The sequence below is a fragment of the Lentzea sp. NBRC 102530 genome (assembly GCF_030269365.1).
GTDB lineage: Bacteria > Actinomycetota > Actinomycetes > Mycobacteriales > Pseudonocardiaceae > Lentzea.
The window spans coordinates 26267-45188 of the sequence record NZ_BSTF01000013.1; the positions used below are offsets into that span (position 1 = coordinate 26267).

The 18922-nt window shown below is 69.7% G+C and carries 20 protein-coding genes; 8 read left to right on the forward strand and 12 right to left on the reverse strand.

Annotated features, from left to right (window positions below; genetic code table 11):
• Nucleotides 1-55 precede the first annotated feature (55 nt).
• The gene (gene glgA / locus QSK25_RS30730) at nucleotides 56-1207 is read left to right on the forward strand and encodes a glycogen synthase (protein WP_285643413.1); all 1152 of its coding nucleotides are present in this window, start codon (nucleotides 56-58) and stop codon (nucleotides 1205-1207) included.
• Nucleotides 1208-2539: 1332 nt separating this feature from the next.
• Here the strand turns inward: glgA and QSK25_RS30735 are convergent.
• On the reverse strand, nucleotides 2540-3784 hold the full coding sequence (locus QSK25_RS30735; RefSeq protein ID WP_285643415.1) for an MFS transporter: 1245 nt from the start codon (nucleotides 3782-3784) through the stop codon (nucleotides 2540-2542).
• A gap of 52 nt (nucleotides 3785-3836) precedes the next feature.
• Between QSK25_RS30735 and QSK25_RS30740 the strand changes: the two genes are divergently transcribed.
• Nucleotides 3837-4730: a LysR family transcriptional regulator gene (locus tag QSK25_RS30740; protein ID WP_285643416.1), complete on the forward strand. Its 894-nt coding sequence runs from the start codon at nucleotides 3837-3839 to the stop codon at nucleotides 4728-4730.
• A 32-nt stretch (nucleotides 4731-4762) separates the two neighbouring features.
• Here QSK25_RS30740 and QSK25_RS30745 read toward each other — a convergent pair whose 3' ends face one another.
• The 3 genes from QSK25_RS30745 to QSK25_RS30755 all read right to left on the reverse strand — a co-directional run bounded on the left by QSK25_RS30745 (nucleotide 4763) and on the right by QSK25_RS30755 (nucleotide 8187).
• On the reverse strand, nucleotides 4763-6277 hold the full coding sequence (locus QSK25_RS30745) for an amidohydrolase family protein (protein WP_285643417.1): 1515 nt from the start codon (nucleotides 6275-6277) through the stop codon (nucleotides 4763-4765).
• Nucleotides 6278-6438: 161 nt separating this feature from the next.
• Complete coding sequence (locus tag QSK25_RS30750; protein ID WP_285643418.1) at nucleotides 6439-7848, reverse strand: leucyl aminopeptidase family protein; 1410 nt, start codon at nucleotides 7846-7848, stop codon at nucleotides 6439-6441.
• Nucleotides 7849-8019: 171 nt separating this feature from the next.
• The gene (locus QSK25_RS30755) at nucleotides 8020-8187 is read right to left on the reverse strand and encodes a DUF3117 domain-containing protein (protein WP_065914675.1); all 168 of its coding nucleotides are present in this window, start codon (nucleotides 8185-8187) and stop codon (nucleotides 8020-8022) included.
• A 290-nt stretch (nucleotides 8188-8477) separates the two neighbouring features.
• On the opposite strand from QSK25_RS30755, the gene QSK25_RS30760 reads away from it, so the two are divergent.
• Together QSK25_RS30760 and QSK25_RS30765 are read left to right on the forward strand one after the other, a co-directional pair.
• Nucleotides 8478-9275: a PaaX family transcriptional regulator gene (locus QSK25_RS30760; RefSeq protein WP_285643421.1), complete on the forward strand. Its 798-nt coding sequence runs from the start codon at nucleotides 8478-8480 to the stop codon at nucleotides 9273-9275.
• A gap of 10 nt (nucleotides 9276-9285) precedes the next feature.
• Nucleotides 9286-10071, forward strand: a complete 786-nt coding sequence (locus QSK25_RS30765; RefSeq protein ID WP_285643422.1) for an enoyl-CoA hydratase-related protein — start codon at nucleotides 9286-9288, stop codon at nucleotides 10069-10071.
• On the opposite strand, the gene QSK25_RS30770 is transcribed toward QSK25_RS30765, so the two are convergent.
• The 6 genes from QSK25_RS30770 to QSK25_RS30795 all read right to left on the reverse strand — a co-directional run bounded on the left by QSK25_RS30770 (nucleotide 10058) and on the right by QSK25_RS30795 (nucleotide 13174).
• Nucleotides 10058-10480 (reverse strand): Imm1 family immunity protein, encoded by a 423-nt coding sequence (locus QSK25_RS30770; protein ID WP_285643423.1) that lies wholly within the window; start codon nucleotides 10478-10480, stop codon nucleotides 10058-10060. The two genes, QSK25_RS30765 and QSK25_RS30770, sit on opposite strands and share 14 nt — an antisense overlap.
• Nucleotides 10471-11166: a DddA-like double-stranded DNA deaminase toxin gene (locus QSK25_RS30775; RefSeq protein WP_285643425.1), complete on the reverse strand. Its 696-nt coding sequence runs from the start codon at nucleotides 11164-11166 to the stop codon at nucleotides 10471-10473. Before QSK25_RS30775 ends, QSK25_RS30770 begins: the two co-directional genes overlap by 10 nt.
• A 48-nt stretch (nucleotides 11167-11214) precedes the next feature.
• Entirely contained in the window at nucleotides 11215-11772 is a 558-nt protein-coding gene (locus tag QSK25_RS30780) for a DNA-3-methyladenine glycosylase I (RefSeq protein WP_502881911.1), read from the reverse strand.
• 87 nt (nucleotides 11773-11859) lie between these two features.
• Nucleotides 11860-12162, reverse strand: coding sequence for a DivIVA domain-containing protein (locus QSK25_RS30785; protein WP_285643427.1), 303 nt, complete (start codon nucleotides 12160-12162; stop codon nucleotides 11860-11862).
• Nucleotides 12159-12851: a permease prefix domain 1-containing protein gene (locus QSK25_RS30790; RefSeq protein WP_285643428.1), complete on the reverse strand. Its 693-nt coding sequence runs from the start codon at nucleotides 12849-12851 to the stop codon at nucleotides 12159-12161. The genes QSK25_RS30785 and QSK25_RS30790 overlap by 4 nt, the downstream gene beginning before the upstream one ends.
• On the reverse strand, nucleotides 12836-13174 hold the full coding sequence (locus QSK25_RS30795; RefSeq protein WP_285643429.1) for a PadR family transcriptional regulator: 339 nt from the start codon (nucleotides 13172-13174) through the stop codon (nucleotides 12836-12838). The genes QSK25_RS30790 and QSK25_RS30795 overlap by 16 nt, the downstream gene beginning before the upstream one ends.
• Before the next feature lie 132 nt (nucleotides 13175-13306).
• On the opposite strand from QSK25_RS30795, the gene QSK25_RS30800 reads away from it, so the two are divergent.
• Genes QSK25_RS30800 through QSK25_RS30815 form a run of 4 tightly spaced genes read left to right on the forward strand, consistent with a single transcriptional unit; the run spans nucleotide 13307 to nucleotide 17707 of the window.
• Nucleotides 13307-14467 carry a cytochrome ubiquinol oxidase subunit I gene (locus QSK25_RS30800; RefSeq protein WP_285643431.1) on the forward strand — a complete coding sequence of 387 codons (1161 nt, stop codon included), beginning with the start codon at nucleotides 13307-13309 and terminating at the stop codon, nucleotides 14465-14467.
• The gene (locus QSK25_RS30805) at nucleotides 14467-15090 is read left to right on the forward strand and encodes a cytochrome d ubiquinol oxidase subunit II (protein WP_285643432.1); all 624 of its coding nucleotides are present in this window, start codon (nucleotides 14467-14469) and stop codon (nucleotides 15088-15090) included. Before QSK25_RS30800 ends, QSK25_RS30805 begins: the two co-directional genes overlap by 1 nt.
• Nucleotides 15060-16409 (forward strand): ABC transporter ATP-binding protein/permease, encoded by a 1350-nt coding sequence (locus QSK25_RS30810; protein WP_285643433.1) that lies wholly within the window; start codon nucleotides 15060-15062, stop codon nucleotides 16407-16409. Before QSK25_RS30805 ends, QSK25_RS30810 begins: the two co-directional genes overlap by 31 nt.
• Nucleotides 16406-17707 carry an ATP-binding cassette domain-containing protein gene (locus tag QSK25_RS30815; RefSeq protein WP_285643434.1) on the forward strand — a complete coding sequence of 434 codons (1302 nt, stop codon included), beginning with the start codon at nucleotides 16406-16408 and terminating at the stop codon, nucleotides 17705-17707. Before QSK25_RS30810 ends, QSK25_RS30815 begins: the two co-directional genes overlap by 4 nt.
• Here the strand turns inward: QSK25_RS30815 and QSK25_RS30820 are convergent.
• Both QSK25_RS30820 and QSK25_RS30825 read right to left on the reverse strand, forming a co-directional pair.
• Nucleotides 17639-18550: a glucosyl-3-phosphoglycerate synthase gene (locus tag QSK25_RS30820; RefSeq protein WP_285643435.1), complete on the reverse strand. Its 912-nt coding sequence runs from the start codon at nucleotides 18548-18550 to the stop codon at nucleotides 17639-17641. The genes QSK25_RS30815 and QSK25_RS30820 overlap by 69 nt on opposite strands.
• Complete coding sequence (locus QSK25_RS30825) at nucleotides 18550-18888, reverse strand: hypothetical protein (protein ID WP_285643436.1); 339 nt, start codon at nucleotides 18886-18888, stop codon at nucleotides 18550-18552. Before QSK25_RS30825 ends, QSK25_RS30820 begins: the two co-directional genes overlap by 1 nt.
• Nucleotides 18889-18922 lie beyond the last annotated feature (34 nt).

Here is an 18922-nt window from a genome sequence, read left to right on the forward strand (position 1 = left end):
ACCAGACGCAAAGTGGCCAGTCCCAACACCTGTGCGAGTGATCTACGGTGAGTGCGTGCGAGTTGCGCTGCTGACCCGGGAGTACCCGCCGGAGGTTTACGGCGGAGCTGGCGTGCACGTGGGATTCCTCGTGCCCCACCTCCGCGAGCTCGTGGACGTCGACGTGCACTGCTTCGGTGCGCCCAGATCCGACGCCACGGCCCACAACGCCCCGCACAGCCTCGAGCAGGCGAACGCGGCCCTGACGACGCTCGCGGTGGACCTCGAGATGGCCGCCGCGATCTCCACGGCGAACCTCGTGCACTCGCACACCTGGTACGCCAACATGGGCGGTCACCTGGGCAAACTCCTGCACGGCATCCCGCACGTGGTGACCGCGCACTCGCTCGAGCCGCGCCGCCCGTGGAAGGCCGAACAGCTCGGCGGCGGGTACCGGATCTCGTCCTGGGCGGAGCGCACGGCCTACGAACACGCCGACGCGGTCATCGCGGTGAGCGACGGAATGCGGGCCGACGTGCTCGACGCCTACCCCGCGCTCGACCCCGCCAAGGTGCACGTCGTGCGCAACGGAATCGACAGCAACGCGTACCGCCCGGTTCAGGAAACGGACGCTTTGACGTCTCGTGGAATCGATCCCACCAAGCCGATCGTGGCCTTCGTGGGAAGGATCACCCGCCAAAAAGGTTTGAGCCACCTCGTCGCCGCGGCGCACGAGATCGACCCCGAAGCGCAGATCGTCCTGTGCGCCGGGGCACCGGACACGCCGGAGATCGCCGAGGAGATCCGGACGGCGGTCAGCGAGCTCGCGGAGAAGCGACCGGGCGTGTTCTGGATCCAGAAGATGCTCCAGCCCGCCGAGGTGCGGCAGATCCTCAGCCACGCGACGGTGTTCGTGTGCCCGTCGGTCTACGAACCGCTCGGCATCGTGAACTTGGAGGCGATGGCGTGCGGCACGGCGGTCGTCGCGAGCGACGTCGGCGGCATCCCCGAGGTCGTGGTGCATGGCGAGACGGGTCTGCTCGTCCACTACGACGAGCATGATTTGTCGACATATCGACACCAGCTCGCCGAATCGATCAACGAACTGGTCACGGACCCCACACGGGCGCAGCGCTTCGGAACAGCCGGGCGCACGCGGGCTGAGCAGGACTTCTCGTGGTCGACGATGGCCGCGCAGACCGTCGAGGTGTACCGCAGTGTGATCTGAGACACACCCTTCCAGGGCAACCCCGAAGAGTGAGCGCCGCCTTTAACCAGTAGTGACGTTTCGGTTTCAACTGGTGAGGGGCGCGAGGACTGTGCGTTGTGCGGTGCTGGGTCTGACGGTCCTCCTGGCAGCGACCGGATGCGCCACATCAGCACCGGCGTCGCAGCCGGCGTCGATCCAGGTCACGATCGACGGCAAGAAGCTCGCCGACGCCACCGACCTGCAGGCGAACGCCGAGGCCCAGCTCGCCTACACGCTGGAGTACGGCTACGTCGCACGGGCGGGCGCGGCCGCGGTCAGCTGCTGGTTCGCGAAGACGGGCGTCGAGTCCGAGGTCGACGAGCGGCTGTGGTGCGGTCCCGTCCAGGTCCCCGGCACCGGCGCCGGCACCGACTGGGTGCCCGTGCCGCTGAAGGAAGTCACCAAGACGGAGGACGAGGTCCGTTACGAGGTGCAGTCGCCGCAGGTGCCGGAGAAGGGCAACCGGAGCAACCCCGGCGGCATCCTCGTGCGCACCGACGGCAAGGAGTTCGACCCGTCCAAGCAGCAGGACATGACCGCCGGACGCGACTTCCTCGCCGTGCTGCCCGACGACGGCAAGCGCGGCAACGTCGACCTGGGCCTCGGGAACGCGGACGTCAAGCTCCGCGACGACCTGCTCGGCGTCGCCGTGACCGGCTGGGCCAACCCGGACATCTGGTACACGTCCGAGGGCACCGTGCGCGCCGAGTCCGGCTCACGGCTGCGCGTCCTCCGGATGAAGGTCGAGAAGCTCAACGAGACCGACAGCGGCTTCCACCGCACCAACTGGCAGGGGTTCGCCCCGCAGCCGTCGGAACTCGCGCTGGAGGTGCCGGGCAAGCGGCAGACCCTCCCGGCGGACCGGCTGCCCGCCACCGGTTCGGTGTTCGTCGTCTTCACCGTGCCGGACCCGCAGGAGGGCACCGAGTCGCTGGTGCTGAGCACGCTCGGCGCGAAGTCGCTGGAGCAGCGGGTCGAGGTCCAGACGGGCAAACGCTCCGACACGCCGCCGCCCGTGCTGCAGCGCGCCGCGGCGCCCGGCCAGTTCTCCGAGCACACGCAGAAGATCCGCTTCGGCGACCGCGAGCTCGGCATGAAGGTCACCGGCGTCCGGCTCGGCCGCCAGCGGCCGATCAAGCTCGGCGAGAGCCAGTACGACGTGGCCACGATCTCGGCGCCGGACAAGGCGTTGCTGGAGGTGCGGGTCGAGGCCGTCGGCAACCTGCCGGACACGGCGGGCGGCCTGCTCACCAAGGACCTGATCACCGTGACCCTGCCGGACGGCTCGACCGCCCCGCAGGTCGGCGCCCGCTACGACGGCGGCCCGCTGCCGTTCGCGGTCGTCGTCGAGGTCCCCGCGGACACCCGCTCGGTGTCGGTCGGCATGGTCGAGGGCAGCCCCGAGCTGCCGCGCCTCGGCAGGACGACCATCGCGCCGGTCGACTCGCGCGTCACCCTCGCGCTGGAGTTCTGAGCGAGCATCGCGGCGAGCGCGAGCCAGCCGAGGACCACCAGCACCAGCCCGCCCCAGCCCCACTCCTCGTACGAGGTGGCGCCGGACGTGCCGCCGACGCTGCTGCCCAGGTAGAACCCGGCGAGGTAGAGCCCGGAGGCCTGGCCGCGGGCGTGCGAGGGAGCCCGGGCCGCGACCCAGCCGCTCGCCGTGGTGTGCGAGGCGAAGAACCCGGCCGTGACGATCGCCAGCCCCAGCGGCACCCACACCAAGCTCGCGAGGGCACCCAACGCCAGGACGCCGATGCACAGCAGCAGCACGCGCCCACGGCCGTAGCGGTCGGCCAGCCTGCCCGCGACGGCCGCCGCCGTGCTGCCGAAGCCGTAGAAGAGGAACACCAGCGTCTCCAGCCACGCCGGACCGCTGAGCTGGAAACCCGCCACGTTGTAGAACGAGATGAACGCGCCCACGAGCAGCACGGCGACCACGTACAGCGAGAGCAGCACCGGGTCCCGCAACGCCGCCCGCATGCCGCTGGGCGCCCGCTTCGGCCGGTGGTGCTGCTTCGGCAGCAGGAACACCACGACCAGTGCCGCGACCAGCCCGAACGCCCCCGCGAGCAGCACCGAGTGCCGCCAGCCGAGCCAGTCCGTGGTCATGCCGGTGACGAGCCGCCCGGTCATGCCGCCGAGGCTGTTGCCCGCGATCATCGCGCCCACCGCGGCGCCGAGGCTCTTCTTCTCCAGCTCGTCCGCCAGGTACGCCATGGACGCGGCGGGCACCCCGGCGGCCGCAACCCCCTGCAACACCCGCAGTGCGAGGAACACCTCGTAGTTGGGTGCGAACGGCAGCAACAGCCCGAGCACCGCGGCCACCAGGACGCTGACCACGATCACCGGACGGCGCCCGAGGCGTTCGGACAGCATCGCGATCGGCACGACCACCACGGCCAGCGCCAGCGTCGCCGCCGAGAGCGCGAGCGAGGCAGCGCTCGGCCCCAGCCCGTACTCCGCGGCGATCTGCGGCATGACCGGCTGCGGGGTGTAGAGCAACGCGAAGCACGCGAACCCCGAAGCGGCGATGGACGTGGTCAACCTGTTCACGCATCTGACGCTAAGCCATACGTCCAATACGGAAATGCACGAGAATCAATCCATGAACGAATCGGACCTGGCCCCGAAGCTGGCGGTGCTGAAAGCGCTTGCCGCGGACGAGCACGTGACTCGCGTCGCAGAACGCGTCGGGCTCCCCCAGCCGACCGTCAGCCGCTGGATCGCCGAACTCGGCGAGCAGCTCGGCGCCCCGCTGTTGGTGAAGACGGGCCGCCGGGTCCGGCTCACCCGCGCCGGCCGGCTGCTGGCCGAGGCCGCCACCCGGTCGCTGGCCGCCCTCGAACCCGGCCTGCGCGAGGTGGAGGAGGAACTCGACCCCGAGAAGGGCCACGTGGCGCTGGGGTTCCTGCACATGCTCGGTCGCGCGATCGTGCCGGAACTGGTGCGCAGCTACCGCGCCGAACACCCGCACGTGCGGTTCAGCCTCGTGCAGAACGCCCGCCACGCCGTCGTCGAGAAGCTCATCGGCGGCGAGATCGACCTCGCCCTGGTCGCCCCGCCACCGGCCGGGCCGGAGTTCGAGTCGATCGTGGTGTTCGAGCAGCCGCTGATCGTCGTGGTGCCGGCCGGGCACCGGCTGGAGTCGCGCAGGGCCGTGCGGATCGAGGACATCGCCGACGAGGACCTGATCACCCTCGAACACGGCTACGGCCTGCGGCAGATCACCGACGACATGTGCGCGGCGGCCGGGATCACGCCCCGGTACGTCTTCGAGTGCCAGGAGATCGAGACGGTGCGCGGGCTGGTGGCGGCCGGACTCGGCGTGGCGTTGCTGACCCACGCCGAGTTCGTGCCGCCACCGGGTCTGCGCGAACTGCCGCTGACGCCGCGGACGGGCCGGATCTTCGGGTTGGCCTGGTTGAAGGACAACCCGCTGCCACCCGCGGTCAGGGCGTTCCGCGATCACGCCCTGAAGACCCACGGCGTCGAACGCTGAACCGTCGAGCGCTGAACCCGTCGTGCGCGGGCTCAGCGGCTCCAGGTCTGCGACCGCGACCACGTCCGCAGGTACGACTCGGCGCCGCTCAGCATGTCCTGCACCAGCTGGTCGCCGCCGAGCTGCCGCACCTTCTCCACCCAGTCCGGCAGCAGGCCGATGTGCGCGCCACCGTCGACGTTGATGTCCCACACCCGCTCACCGGTCCGCTGCCGGTCCACCAGCGGCCCGTCCGGGTAGCTGCGGAACGGGTAGGTCACGCCGGTCTGCGGTGCCGGGTGCGATCCCACGCCGTTGTAGTCGGAGCCGAACCCGATGCCCACGTCGTACTTGCGCCGCAACGGTTCCGCGGCCGCCGCCTGGGACACGTACCCCTCCGGCGAGTTCTCGTAGCCCGCGACGAACCCGCCGAGCGCGTAGACCTGCTCGGTCCACTGGGCGTCCATCCAGCTGTGGCTGGAGACGATGCCGGGGTACTTCGCCTGACTGGCCAGCTCCAGCGTCCGACCGGCCGCCTTCACGCTCATGTGGTCGATCTCGATCATCATGTGCCGCTTCATCATCGCCTGCACCGCGTACTCGCCGAGCGACGTCAGCCCGCGCACGTTGCAGCGCTTCGCCGGGTCGTAGGCCGGCGCGACGACGGAGGCGGGGATCAGCGCGTTCGGGCCGACCGTGCCGATCGGGTTGTCCTGCTGCGGGCCCTTGCAGACCTCGGTCTGCCACCACTGGCCGGTGCGCAGGAACTGGCCCGCGTTGATCACGCCGCCCTGCGTGCCCGAGTCGAACCGGACGCCGCACAGGGCGTTGTCGAACTTGTGGCACAGGAACGCGCTGCGCACCCCGAGCGCGTACATCTCGTCGAGGCCGCGGTCGATGTCGGACCTGGTGCACAACGGGATGTCCAGGAACGTCCGGCAGCCGAAGATCTCCGAGGTCTCGATGCCGAGCACCACCGCGAGCTTGCCCTGGGTGATCACGTCGCGCGCCTGCTCGGCCGAGGTGACGATGCGGAACCAGCCCTTGCCCGCGCCCCCGAACATCTTGTCGATGAACGCCTGCATCTCGTAGGTGCGCTGGGCCTGCAACCGGACCGACTGCATCTCGTCGCAGGGCTTGTCCTTGAACGGGTGGATCACGCACAGCGTCGCGTTGCTCGTCAGGTCCTGGACCAGCACGCGTTGCCCGCCGCGCCACGCCCGTTCCAGCCAGGCGTAGTAGTTCTGCTGGTGCGAGACCGTCGTCGAGGACGGCCAGTCGGAGAACGTCGGCCAGCCCACCGGGTCGTGGCCGTCGAAGTCACCGGTCACGATCGCCTCGAAGATCGCGCCGAGGCCCGCCGGGTGGTGCTCGGAGCAGTCCTTCAGCGCGTCCGCGATGCCCTGCTCGGAGAACGGCTTGCCGCAGATGAGCTTGCCGCCGAAGCCCTCGTTGGTCATGAGGTGGTTGTGCGCGTCGACGAACCCGCGCACCCTGCCCTGCCCGTCGACGCCCTTGAAGGGCTCGCCCGTCACGTTGATCTGCGAGTCCGGTGCCGGACGAGCCACCGGTTCCCACCACGGCGTCGCGGCCGTGGCAGGGGATGACGACGCTATGACCAACGAGACGGCGAGAGCCAGGCGAAGTAACACGAGAGCTCCTCTACGGCGTTGTGAAGGAGCTCACATCATGCCGTGGAACGCCGCCGTCTCGTATGGCCGATCGTAGGTTAACGCGAATATTTTTCAGCCAGCTGGACGAGCGTCCGCGCGCCGAAGCCCGTCGCACCCGCGACGACCTCGTCGTAGACCTTCTCCGACCGGGCGGGACCGGCGATGTCGAGGTGCGCCCACGGCACGTCGCCCGCGAACTTCTGCAGGAACAGCGCGGCCGTGATGCCACCGGGGCCGGGCGGGCACTGCTTGTAGTCCGCGATCTCGCTGGCGACGGCACCGACGTGCTCCTCCAGCAGCGGCATCCGCCACCACTTCTCGCCGACGCCCGCACCGGCCTCGACGACCTCGGCCGCGAGCTCGTCCGACGCGCTGAACACCGCGCCGGTGCGCAGGCCGAGCGACACCTTCATGGCGCCGGTCAGCGTCGCCACGTCCACGATCAGGTCGGGCTTCAGGTTCTTCACCGCGTACGCCATCGCGTCGGCCAGCACCATGCGGCCCTCGGCGTCGGTGTTCTGCACCTCGGTCGTCGCGCCGCCGTAGTGCCGCACGACGTCGCCGGGGCGGTAGGAGGACGCGCCCACGTGGTTCTCGGCGCACGGCACGAGCCCGGTGACCCGGACCGGCAGCTGCCGGCGGGCCACGGCGAGCAGCGCGGAGATCACCGCGCCGCCACCGGCCATGTCGGTGCGCATGAGGTGCATGCCGTCCGCGGGCTTCACCGAGATGCCGCCGGTGTCGAACGTGATGCCCTTGCCGACGAACACCAGGTGCGGCCCGGTCGTGCCGTAGGTCAGTTCGATGAACCGCGGCGGGCGGGCCGAGCCGCCCCCGACCGCGAGCACACCGCCGAAGCCCTGCTGCGCCAGCCACTTCTCGTCCCGCACGGTCGCGGTCAGGCCGTCGACCTTGTCCGCGAGCTTCGCGGCCGTGGTGGCGAGCCAGCGCGGGTCCTTGACGTTGGACGGTGTGTTGGCGAGGTCGCGGGCGAGCGAGGTGGCGGTGGCGAGCGCGTGGGCCTTCAGCGCGGCCGACGTCAGCACCTCCTCGAACCCGGTGTCACCGGTGACGAGCCGCAGCGAGCCGACCCGCTTCGGTGCCTGTTCGGCGGTGACCTTGAACCGGTAGCCGCCGAGCGCCGCGCCGAGCACGAACGCCCGCACCTTGTCGGCGTCGAAGTCCGGGGTCAGCAGCACGTCGGCGGTCCTGGGGGCGTCCTCGCCGCTCAGCGCGCGCACCAGCGACGCACCGGCCACGCGGTAGTCCGCGAGCGAGCCGGTGCCGACGCCGAGCGTCCAGGTCGCGTCGTGGCGGACCGCCTCACCCGCCTTGCCGGTGAGGTCGGAGACGTCGATGCCGTCGCCGCCCGGTCCCAGCGCCGGTCCCGTGGCCGTGAGCACGACCTGCGGGACGGCGCGGCGCGAGGTGGTGGCCACCTCGACGTCCACGAGCTTGCTCGGCACTGACGGCACCGTCGACGCCACGACTGGACCTCCCCTAACGCATTAACGACCGTTCATTCTCACCCAGTGCTCAGACCGCCTGCGTCCGCCCCGGCCGGAGCACGGCGAGAACGAAGCGATGCCCCGGTCTCCACTGTGGAAACCGGGGCTCGACAGCTCCTCGCCGGGGCCTCAGCCGGCGGCGGCCTTCAGCGCGTCGCCCAAGGCGCTTGCCTCGTCTGCCGACATCTCGACGACAAGGCGCCCACCACCCTCAAGCGGCACGCGCATGACGATGCCGCGCCCCTCCTTGGTGACCTCAAGGGGACCGTCGCCGGTCCGGGGCTTCATGGCCGCCATCGCGTGCTCCCTCCGTCAACATCTTCCCCGTCCGGCCAGGCCGGATCTGCTCCATTCTCCCCTATCGCGACTCAGGGGCGAAACCGAACCGATCTTTTGGCGAGTCCGGGTGACGGTTGTCGATCTTGACTTGTGCCTGATCAACACCTGTATCCACGACACCACAACACTATCCGCTCACGAAGATCGTGCCGGGCGATTCCGCCCCGGGAAGGTCACGACCCGGCGACGGCGGGTGTGAACGGCGCGAGGACGCACCGCCTCGTCCGGGGCGTGACAGACTGGGCCGGGTGCGAGCCCGTTCCGCGCTCTTCGACGTCTACGGCGGCCACCTCCGCGACCGCGGTGGCGCCGCCACCATCGCCGCCCTCGTCCGGTTGCTGGAGCCCCTCGGTTTCGCCGCGCCCGCCGTCCGCACCGCCGTCTCGCGCACCGTCCGGCAGGGCTGGTTGCAGCCCACGCGGCTCCCTGACGGGCCCGGATACGCGATGACACCTCGCGGGGAACGTCGTCTGGACGAGGCCGCGGCCCGCATCTACCGCACCGGGCCGTCCACCTGGGACGGTCGCTGGCACGTCGTGGTGCTGGAGGAGCTGCCGGGCCGCGACTCGCGCGACCACCTGGCGTCGGAACTGCAGCTGCTGGGCTACGGCGCGCTCGGTCCTGTGACGTGGATCGCGCCCAGGCCGTCCCCCGAACTGGCCGACGTGCTGGCCGCCGAGAGCGTTCCCGCACGAACTTTTCACGGTTCACACGACGGTGGCGACGCCGAGCTCGCGGCGAAGGCCTGGGACCTGGCCGAACTGGGCCGCGACTACGCCGGTTTCGTCGCGCACTGGCACGAAGTGGTGTCCGATGTGGACGAAACGGACGACGCGGCGGCGTTCGCGGCCTCGCAGCAGCTCCTGCACGCGTGGCGCAAGTTCCTGTTCCGCGATCCCGGTCTTCCTGCTGAACTGTTGCCACCGGACTGGCCGGGGCACGCGGCAGCGTCGTTCTTCGACGAACAGACCCTGCGGCTCGCACCGGGCACGAGTCGGTTCGTCGACGAGTGCCTGCGGCCGGTGCGCAACGTTTCCACAGCTTGATGGAGGTCCAGTGTCCGAGCTCCTCGTCGACGACGCCGATGGTGTGCGCACGCTCACGTTCAACCGCCCCGAGTCGTACAACGCCTTCACGACCTCGTTGAAGGAGTCCTTCCTCGCCGCGCTGAAGGACGCCGCGGCGGACGCGGAGGTGCGCGCTCTGGTGATCACGGGCGCGGGCCGGTCGTTCTGCGCGGGCCAGGACCTCAAGGAGCACATCGGGTTGCTGCAGGCGGGCGATCCCGCCCCGTTGAACACGGTCGAGAAGCACTACAACCCGATCGTGCGCGAGCTGATCGCGATGCCGAAGCCGGTGATCGCCGCCGTCAACGGCAGCGCGGCGGGTGCGGGCGCGTCGTTCGCCTACGCGGCGGACCTGCGCATCGCGGGTGCCTCGGCGAAGTTCCTGATGGCGTTCGCCAACGTGGGCCTGACCGCCGACTCGGGCGCGTCGTACACGTTGCCGCGGCTGATCGGCTACGGCCGCGCGATGGAGATGATGCTGCTCGCCCAGCCCGTCGGCGCCGAGGAGGCGTTGCGGGTCGGCATGGTCAACCAGGTCGTGCCGGACGAGGAGTTGCTGTCCACCGCGCAGCTGCTGGCCGCGAAGCTCGCCAAGGGGCCGACGACGGCCTACGCGAAGATCAAGGAAGCGCTGGCGGCGGCCGCGGACGGCACGCTGGAGGACGCGCTCGAGGCCGAACGCCGCACCCAGGCCGAGTGCGGCGCGACCGAGGACCACCGCGAGGCGGTCGACGCCTTCGTGAACAAGAGGGCCCCGAAGTTCATCGGGAAGTAGCAGCGGAGTCCGGCTGCCACTCGACAGCGGTCGGAAGCTGCCCGTCAGACTCCATGAACTGCAAGATCGCGCCCCGCACGACGTCGATCGGGTACAGCGAGTCCGCGGGGAAGTCCCGGCGGTTGTTCATGTAGTAGAAGAGCTGCGCGTCCGCTGGAGGTGCCGTCGAGTCGGGGTTCTTGCTGTAGACCCCGTCGACGTGGTCTCCTCCGGCGTACCGCAGAGAGCCGCGGTCGCCGCGGATTCCGACGTTGAGGATCACTCGGTACGGCGATGCGGCATCGAGGGCTTCCAGCAGAACACCGTGATCGGCGGTGCCGGCGCGCTCCAGCAAGGCATCGAGCTCTTCTGGCGTCCGGATCAGCAACGACTCGTCGCTGCTCTCGTCCCCCCACACTTCTAGCTCCACGGCGCAGGCGCTCCTCCCGTGTAGGTCTTCCTCGTGATCCTGCCGTCCGAGGTGATCCCGTGGACGGTCAGGGTGCTGCCTTCCGGGAGCACGACCGGCACGAGGACATCGCATCCGAAGCGCCCCTTGCACGGTGTGTTGTTCAGCACGACCGTTGCGTGCTGAACGTTGTTGCGCGCCATGTGCACGGCCAGTTTCACCTCAACGTCGACCGCCGTGACAGGCGTGCCGGGCACTCCCATCTCCTTGAGGTGTTGCCTGGCGACCTCGTACCACTCGTCTTCACCACTGGTGAGCTTGCGGACGGCCCTGTCGGCGTCCGTGAACCAGCTGCCGTGCGTTCTTCGGCCTGATCGAGGCTGTACGGGTGGCGGTTGATCACGCCGTAGCCGCTCGACGTGCTCGCGGCTGCCGTGTTCCGGCAGATTTCTCACCGATCTGGATGACGGAGCAGCATCTTCGAGAGCAAAACGGTGCGGCATCGACTCGACACCCGCGATACCCGCACCGAGAAGCCGGTGCAGTTCGGTAGCTCCGCCGACGACCTCAGCGAACTGCGCGTTCGTGGTCTCGGCATCAGATTGACCGCTGGCACCGACGGCCGACGACAAGAGCTGCTGCGCGTCCTCCGCCAGCTCAGCTGCGGTCTGGAGGGCCGCGCCTGCCTCGGCCGCCTTGTCCAGCACCTGGTCGAGGCCGTCCCTGATCTCCCGGAACGATGTCACTCCGGCCCCTCATCGGGAAGTAGCAGCGGCCTCCTTCGCCCGGAAGCAGGCCGAGATGTGGTCGTCGACCATGCCGGTCGCCTGCATCAGCGCGTAGCACGTGGTGGGGCCGAGGAACTTGAAGCCGCGCTTCTTCAGTTCCTTGGCCATCGCCTTGGACTCGTCGGTGATGGCCGGCACGTCCGCGAACGTCTTCGGCCGCTTGTGCTTCTTCGGCGCGAACGACCACAGCAGGGCGTCCAGGTCCACGCCCTCCGACACGATCACCCTGGCGTTGTGGATGGCGGCATCGATCTTCAGCCGGTTGCGGACGATGCCGGCGTCGGCCATCAGCCGTTCCACGTCGGCCGGCCCGAACTCGGCGACCAGCACCGGGTCGAAGTTGCCGAAGGCCGCGCGGAACGCCGGGCGCTTGCGCAGGATCGTGATCCACGACAGGCCGGATTGGAACGCCTCCAAGGACATCCGCTCGTAGAGCTCCGGCGTGCCGTGCAGCTCCACGCCCCACTCGGTGTCGTGGTACTCGGCGTAGTCCGGGGTCGAGTCACCCCACGGACAGCGGACGATCACCGGCACTCCTCGGCGAGACGGACGAAGCGCCGCACGGCGAACACGCCGGTACCGCGACCCGGGTGCTGGACCTCGACGGTCAGCTCAAGCTCGGTGGTGCTCACTGCTCTCCAGCTCCTCGACGCGGGCCCGCAGCGTCTCGACCTCGGCCGAGAGCCGTTGCAGCGCCCAGTCGACCTCGCTCATCTTGTAGCCGCGGAAGACCTGCTGGAACTTCAGGCCGCGCACGTCGGCCGCGGTGATGTCCTCGGACGGCAGGCGCGTGGGCGACGCTCCGGGCGGCAGCGGCGCGAGCTCCTCGCCGCGCCCGAACACCAACGCCGCGAGCAGGAACACCACTGCCGCGACGGCGATCATCACGATCAGGTAGATCAGGGCGTTGGTCACGCGACGATCGTGGCACAGCTCAGGCTGCGGCGAGCGAGCAGACCGAGACGAACGATCACGATCCAGGTGATCAGGCTCGCGATCGACATCGGCAGCGACTGCACGAGCCGGGACGCGTCGACGTGCGCGGTGGCCGCGATGATCGAGAGGTTGCCGAGCAGCACGGCCCCGACAGCCCCCAAAGCGACGCCCGCACCGATCTTGGCCAGCAGTTTCGGGTCGAGCCGGCGCGCGAGCACCCGGCCGAGGATCAACACCACGAGTGCCACGCCGGACGCGATGCCGCTCGTCAGGTCGTTGGCCTTGGCGATGAACAGGTACCAGGGCGGCGGCATCGCACCGAAGTCCTGCCACGGCCCGATGAACAGCATCCGGCCGTACTCCCACGTCATGTGCATCAGCGGCAGCACGATCGCGAGCCACACGAGCGTGCGCGTGCCATAGGCGACGGCGAGTTCGGCCTGGTACTCGTTGGCGATCTCGCGGACCGGCCCGAACTCCTCGACCGCGCGCCGCTGCGCCTCGGTCTCGTCCAGCCCGCGGTCCAGGTGCGCCTCGGCGGCGTCGGCGAGGCTGTCCCGCGTCTCCGTGAGCATGTCGCGGACCTGCTTCTTCGAGCCCCGCAACCGCGACCCGAGATCGGCCACGTACCTCTCGATGAGGTCCGCGTCCATCACGTCTGCGCCCACTTGCCGTCACCCCCCAGCACGCCGTCGATGACCGTCGTGAACTCGCGCCACGCGCTGCGCTCGGCGCGCAGGGCGCGTTGCCCTGCCTGCGTGAGCTGGTACGTGCGCCGCTTGCGCCCGCCGACGGTGCTCCAGTCGCTGACCACGTGCCCGGCCCGTTCCAGGCGCCGCAACGCCGGGTAGACGGTGCCGGTCGGCAGGTCGAGCGCTCCCCCGCTGCCCTGCTGCAACGCCTCGATGATCGCGTAACCGTGCAGCTCCCGGCCGTCGAGCGTGGCCAGCAGCAACGCGTCGAGGTGACCGCGGAGCGCGTCGGGCTTCATGAGTAGCGAGTCTACTGATGCAGGCCCTCGGAATGGCCCCTGAAATCCACGTTCAGGGTGAGCCCTGAGATCCCCCTGAGATGCGTGCGGAAGCCTTAATAAGTAGGCGAGCTACACATAGCGTCCCTACCCATGAGCGCAGTAGACCTCGCCCGCCTCCAGTTCGCGTTGACGACGTCGTTCCACTTCCTGTTCGTGCTGCTCACGCTGGGTCTCGTGACGTTGCTCGTGATCATGCAGACGCGCTTCACGATCACCGGCGCACCCGTGCACGAGCGGATGACGCGGTTCTGGGGCCGCGTCTACGTGATCAACTACGCGCTCGGGATCGTCACCGGCGTCGTGATGGAGTTCCAGTTCGGGCTGAACTGGTCGGGCCTCGCGACCTACGCCGGTGACGTGTTCGGGGCGCCGCTCGCGCTGGAGACGCTGATCGCGTTCTTCCTGGAGTCCACGTTCCTGGGGTTGTGGATCTTCGGCTGGGGGAAGCTCAACCGCTGGGTGCACCTCGCGTTGCTGTACTTGACCGCACTGACGGCGTTCGCGTCGGCGTTCTGGATCATGGCCGCGAACGGGTTCCTGCAACACCCGGTCGGCTACCGGATCGACGGCGATGTGCTGCGGCTGGACGACTTCGGGGCGCTGCTGACGAACCCCACGTTCACCTCGGCCCTGACGCACGTGGTCTTCGCGGCGATCACCGCCGGCGGCGTGTTCATGACGGGTGTCTCGGCGTACCACTTCATCAAGCGGACGCCGGAGGTCGACTTCTTCCGCCGCTCGCTGCGGATGGGCGTGTGGACGACCGCGCTCGCCACGCCCTCGCTGATCGGCGCCGGCTTCGCGCAGTTCCCGGTGATCTCGCAGTACCAGCCGGGCAAGTCCGAGGCGACGCCGTGGGTCGGCGCACCACTGGGATTCATGATCATGATCGGGATGACGCTGACGACCGTCAGCTGGTTCACCCTGCCGCTGCTGTTCCGCGACGCCGTGATCCGGATGCGCTTTCCGTTGTACCTCATGGTGATCGGCATCCCGCTGCCGTTCGCGGCGGCCGTCTTCGGGTGGATGTTCCGGGAGATCGGGCGGCAGCCGTGGCTGATCTACGGGCTGTTGCGCACCGAGGACGCCGTGTCGCACGTGGACGCTTCGCGGATCCTGTTGTCGCTCATCGTGTTCACGTCCCTGTTCGTGGTGCTGGCGTGCGTCGACTGGGTGTTGATCGCGCGTGCGGTCCGCCGTGGTCCGGACGTGGCGCCCGCCCCTGTCTCGCCGTTGGTGGTGACGCTCTGATGGAAGCTCTTTGGTTGACCGTGCTCGGTGTGCTCGCGGTCGGGTACTTCGCGCTGGCGGGGTTCGACTACGGCTCGGGGTTGCTGCTGCCGTTGCGGCGGCGCGAGGTCGTGCTGCGGCAGATGAACCCGTTCTTCCTGGGCAACGAGGTGTGGCTGGTCGCGGCGGTCGGCGTGCTGTTCGCGGCGTTCCCGCGGCTCGAAGGCGAACTGCTCTCCGGCGCGCACAGCACGTTCACGCTGGTGCTGGCCGGTCTGGTGCTGTTCATGGCGGCCGTGCAGCTGCGGTTGTGGTGGTGGCTGGTGTTCACCGGTGCGTTGCTGGTGTCGGTGGGGTGGGGACTCTTCCTGGCTCACCTGCTGCACGCGCCGTGGCCCGTCGCGTTCGTCATGCCGGTGTTGTTCGGGGTGCACGGCTGGGTGTTCCAGGCGCGGCTGTGGAAGGTGTTCCCCTTCACCGCGGCGTTGTGCGCGTTGCCGATCCCGCTGGCGTTCTCCTCGATCGACGTCACCGGGCTGATGGCGCACTCCGACACGCTCGGTCTGCTCGCCTGGGTCGCGATCCCGATCATCCCGCTGGTGGTGGTGCTGCAATGGTCGATCGTCGCCATCTCCTCGCGCTGATCCCGATCCCGTTCCTGGTGCTGGCGCAGGCCGAACTGCTGGCGTCGGTGCTGAGCGGCGGAACGGGACTGGCCCTGCTGTGCCTGGTGATCGGCGCGCGCGTGCTGGTCTGGTGGGCGCACCGCGTTCTTGCGCACCGGGCTGCCGAACGCACCCGAACGCGCCTGCGGGAAGCCTTTCTGCGCACGCCGGGCTCGAAGGCCGGCGAGGTCGCCACACTGGTCACGCGCGGGGTGCACGACGTGACGCCGTACGTCGTCGGTTATCTGCCGCAGCAGGTCCTGGCCGTCGCGGTGCCCCTCGCGGTCGTGGTCAGGCTGGGGTTCGCGGACCTCATCGCGGCCCTGACGATCCTCGCGACGCTGCCGTTGATCCCGATCTTCGGTGCTCTGGTGGGCGCACACACCCGCGAACGCACGGCCCGGCAGTGGGACGCGCTGGCCACGCTCGGCGGGCACTTCCTCGACGTGGTCAGGGGAATCGGCACGCTGCGGGCCTTCGGCCGGGCCGAGGCGCAGTCCACGACGGTGCGCGAACTCGCCGCTCGGCACAGGACCGAGACGATGTCGGCGCTGCGCGTCGCGTTCCTGTCGGCGTTGGTGCTGGAGGTCGTGGCGACGATGTCGGTGGCGCTCGTGGCCGTGCCGGTCGGGCTGCGGCTGCTCGACGGCGGGGTGCCGTTGCAGACCGCCCTGCTCGTGCTCTTCCTCGCGCCCGAAGCGTTTCTTCCGCTCAGGGCGGCCGGTGCGCAGTACCACGCCAGCGCGCAGGGACGTGAGGTGCTCGCGAAAGTCCCGCAGTACGAGGAAACCAGCGGCCAGACTCCTCCTGACCTCGCTCACGCCGAGATCGTGTTCGACGGCGTGACGGTCCGCAGCCTCAAGGACTTCTCGCTCACCATCCGGCCCGGTGACCGGATCGCGCTGGTCGGCCCGAGCGGCGCGGGCAAGAGCACGGTCCTGGGACTGCTGCTGGGGTTCGTGCGGCCCGACGACGGCCGGGTGCTCGTCGGCGGCGTCGACCTGAAGGACATCGACCACCGGCAGTGGCTCGACGCGCTGTCGTGGGTACCGCAACGCCCCACGCTCGTCCCGGCGGACCTGTCGTCCGGCGAGCGGCAACGGGTCGCGCTGGCCGCCGCGCTCGACCGTCGCCGGGCCGGGCTCTTCCTGCTCGACGAACCCACCGCGCACCTCGACGCGGACACGGAATCCCTGGTGCTCCAGGCGACGCGCGAGTTCACCCGCGGCCGCACCGCCGTGATCGTCGCGCACCGCCCGGCACTGCTGGACGAGGTCGACAGGGTGGTCCGGGTGTGAAGCTCGCGATCCTCGTCGGCACGCTCGCCGAACTGGCCGGCGTCGGCCTCACCGCCACCGCGACGTGGTTGATCATGCGCGCCGCCGAGCATCCGCCGATGCAGGCGTTGACGGTGGCGATCGTCGCGGTCCGCACACTCGCCCTCGCCAAGGGCGCCCTGCGCTACCTCGAACGCCTGACCAGCCACAAGGCGGTGCTCAGCGAAGCCGTCGAACTGCGCGGCAAGGTCTACGACGACCTCGCGCGCCGCCGGCACGTCCCGTCCGGCACGGCGCTCACCCGCATCGTCACGAACGTCGACCAGCACCTCGACACCCGGCTCCGCACCACCCTGCCGTGGCTCACCGCGGCCCTGGCTGGTGCCGTCGTCGCGGTCGCGTCGGGCTTCTCGCTCCCGTTGATCGCCGGCCTGCTGATCAACCTGGCACTCCTGCCGTGGTTCGCCACCAGGAACCCGCGCGACCTGACCCCGTTGCGCGCCAGGCTGACCGACCAGACCACCGAACTCGTCCACAGCCGGGAAGAGCTGATCGCCTACGGCCTGTTCGACGCGAAGCTCGCCGCAGCAACGAAAACCGCGGAGGAACTCTCGCGCGGGGAACGCACCGGGGACCTCACCCCGCTGGCCGTCGCCGTCCAGTTCGCGGTCGCCGTCACGATGCTCGTCCAGCACGAACCGGCGTGGCTGATCATGGCCGCCGTCGCCACGTTCGAGATCACCGTCCCGCTCGCGGCACTCTCGAAGCCCAAGCCGGAACCCACCGACGAACCCGAGCCCTCGGCCACCCACCAGACCCCTGAACTGCGGGGACGTACCGCGATCGTCGGCCCGAGCGGCGCCGGCAAGACCACCCTGCTCAACGCGATCGCGCACGACCTGGAACCCAGCATGGGCGCGCTGGCCGACGCGCACGTCTTCCACACCACGGTCCGCACCAACGTCCTGCTGGCCAAACCCGATGCCACGCAACAGGAACTCGACCGGGCCGCCGAGATCACCGAGCTGGACCTCGACTGGGACCGCGTCGTCGGCGAACGCGGCGAGGAGATCTCCGGCGGGCAGCGCCAGCGCCTGATCCTCACCAGGTCCGTCCTGGCCCGCCCCGAGGTCCTCCTGATGGACGAACCGACCGAAGGCTTGGACCCGCTCCAAGCAGACCGGGTCCTCGCGAAGGTTCTGGACGACCACGGCGGCACGGCCCTGGTCGTCACCCACCGGACCGAGCAGCTAGCCCTTTTCGATCACGTGCATCATCGGCGGCCGATCGGCGACGACGACGTCGGTCGAGTCGGGTAGCCACTCGCCGCCGACCTGCACGAACTGCGTCAACGGACCGGATTCCGCAGCGACGCCGCAACGGGCCAGTGCCGTCCCCATGATCTGCGAGGACATCACGCCGAGCTGCAACAACGACCGGTTCCGGTGCTTGCGCACGCCCAGGTTCACCTGCGCCAGCGCCGCCAGCCCGTGCATCCGGTGCACGTCCAGCAGCAGCCCGATCTCCACCCCGTACCCGGCCGCGAACGGCACGGACTCGAGGAAAGACCTCGTGGCCGCGTACTCACCGCCGAGCGGCTGCACCACCCCGGAGAGCTCCGGCCGCACCGTGTTCAGCAACGGCCGCGCCACCAGTTCCGTGACGCGCCCGCCCCCGGAGCTCTCCAGCCGCAACGGCCGCCGGTAGAACCCCTTCACCAGGTGCACGTCGGAGTCCAGCAGCAACGGCCCGAGCAGCGCCGTCACGAACGCGGTCTCGGGGTCCACCAGGTCCGAGTCGAGGAAGACGACCAGGTCCCCGGACGTGGCGGCCAGCGACCGCCACAGCACCTCGCCCTTGCCGGGCAAGGGCTCGAGCCACGGCACGACGTCCTCGCGCAGCACCACCCGTGCCCCGGCCTCGGCGGCGACCTCGACCGTCCGGTCGGTGGACCCGGAGTCCATCACCACGAGCTCGTCGACGAGCGTTCCGAGCAGGGGCCTGACCACGGCGACGACGTCACCGACGGTCTCCTCCTCGTTCAACGCGGGCAGCACCACGGACACCGTCCGCCCGCGCTTCAGCGCCACGAGCTCGTCGACGGTCCAGGACGGCTGCTGCCAGGTGTGCGTGGCGAACCAGGCTTCGACGGAGGGCAGCATCAGGCGAGCGCCCTCATCGCACGTGCCGGCGGACGGGTCCCGGCCACACTCGCCACCATCTCCACGACCTTCCTCGCCTGCCGCACGTCGGACGCGCGAACGGCCCGTGCGCCGGACAGCGCGGCTTTCGTGGCGGCCGCCAGCGTGAAGTCCTCGTCCCCTGGAGGGATCGTCACCACGTCCAACGTTTCGGTGAGCGACGGCAATTCCAGTTCGCCGTCGAACTCGACGACGTCGGCGCCGTCGGCGACCACCTGAGCCAACGCGTCCGCGCTGGTCAGATGCGCAACGACCAGGACCCGGTCTTTTGGCAGCTCAGTGACGCGGAATCGGTTCACGCCACCCAGCGTAAACACCACCGCGCGAGGTGAG

What these genes read in the sequence shown, in the direction of transcription:
- QSK25_RS30740 (WP_285643416.1), top strand. Translation starts at nt 3,837, where the DNA reads ATGAACGAATCGGACCTGGCCCCGAAGCTGGCGGTGCTGAAAGCGCTT.
- QSK25_RS30755 (WP_065914675.1), bottom strand. Translation starts at nt 8,187, where the DNA reads ATGGCGGCCATGAAGCCCCGGACCGGCGACGGTCCCCTTGAGGTCACC.
- QSK25_RS30795 (WP_285643429.1), bottom strand. Translation starts at nt 13,174, where the DNA reads ATGAAGCCCGACGCGCTCCGCGGTCACCTCGACGCGTTGCTGCTGGCC.
- QSK25_RS30800 (WP_285643431.1), top strand. Translation starts at nt 13,307, where the DNA reads ATGAGCGCAGTAGACCTCGCCCGCCTCCAGTTCGCGTTGACGACGTCG.
- QSK25_RS30805 (WP_285643432.1), top strand. Translation starts at nt 14,467, where the DNA reads ATGGAAGCTCTTTGGTTGACCGTGCTCGGTGTGCTCGCGGTCGGGTAC.
- QSK25_RS30810 (WP_285643433.1), top strand. Translation starts at nt 15,060, where the DNA reads ATGGTCGATCGTCGCCATCTCCTCGCGCTGATCCCGATCCCGTTCCTG.
- QSK25_RS30820 (WP_285643435.1), bottom strand. Translation starts at nt 18,550, where the DNA reads ATGCTGCCCTCCGTCGAAGCCTGGTTCGCCACGCACACCTGGCAGCAG.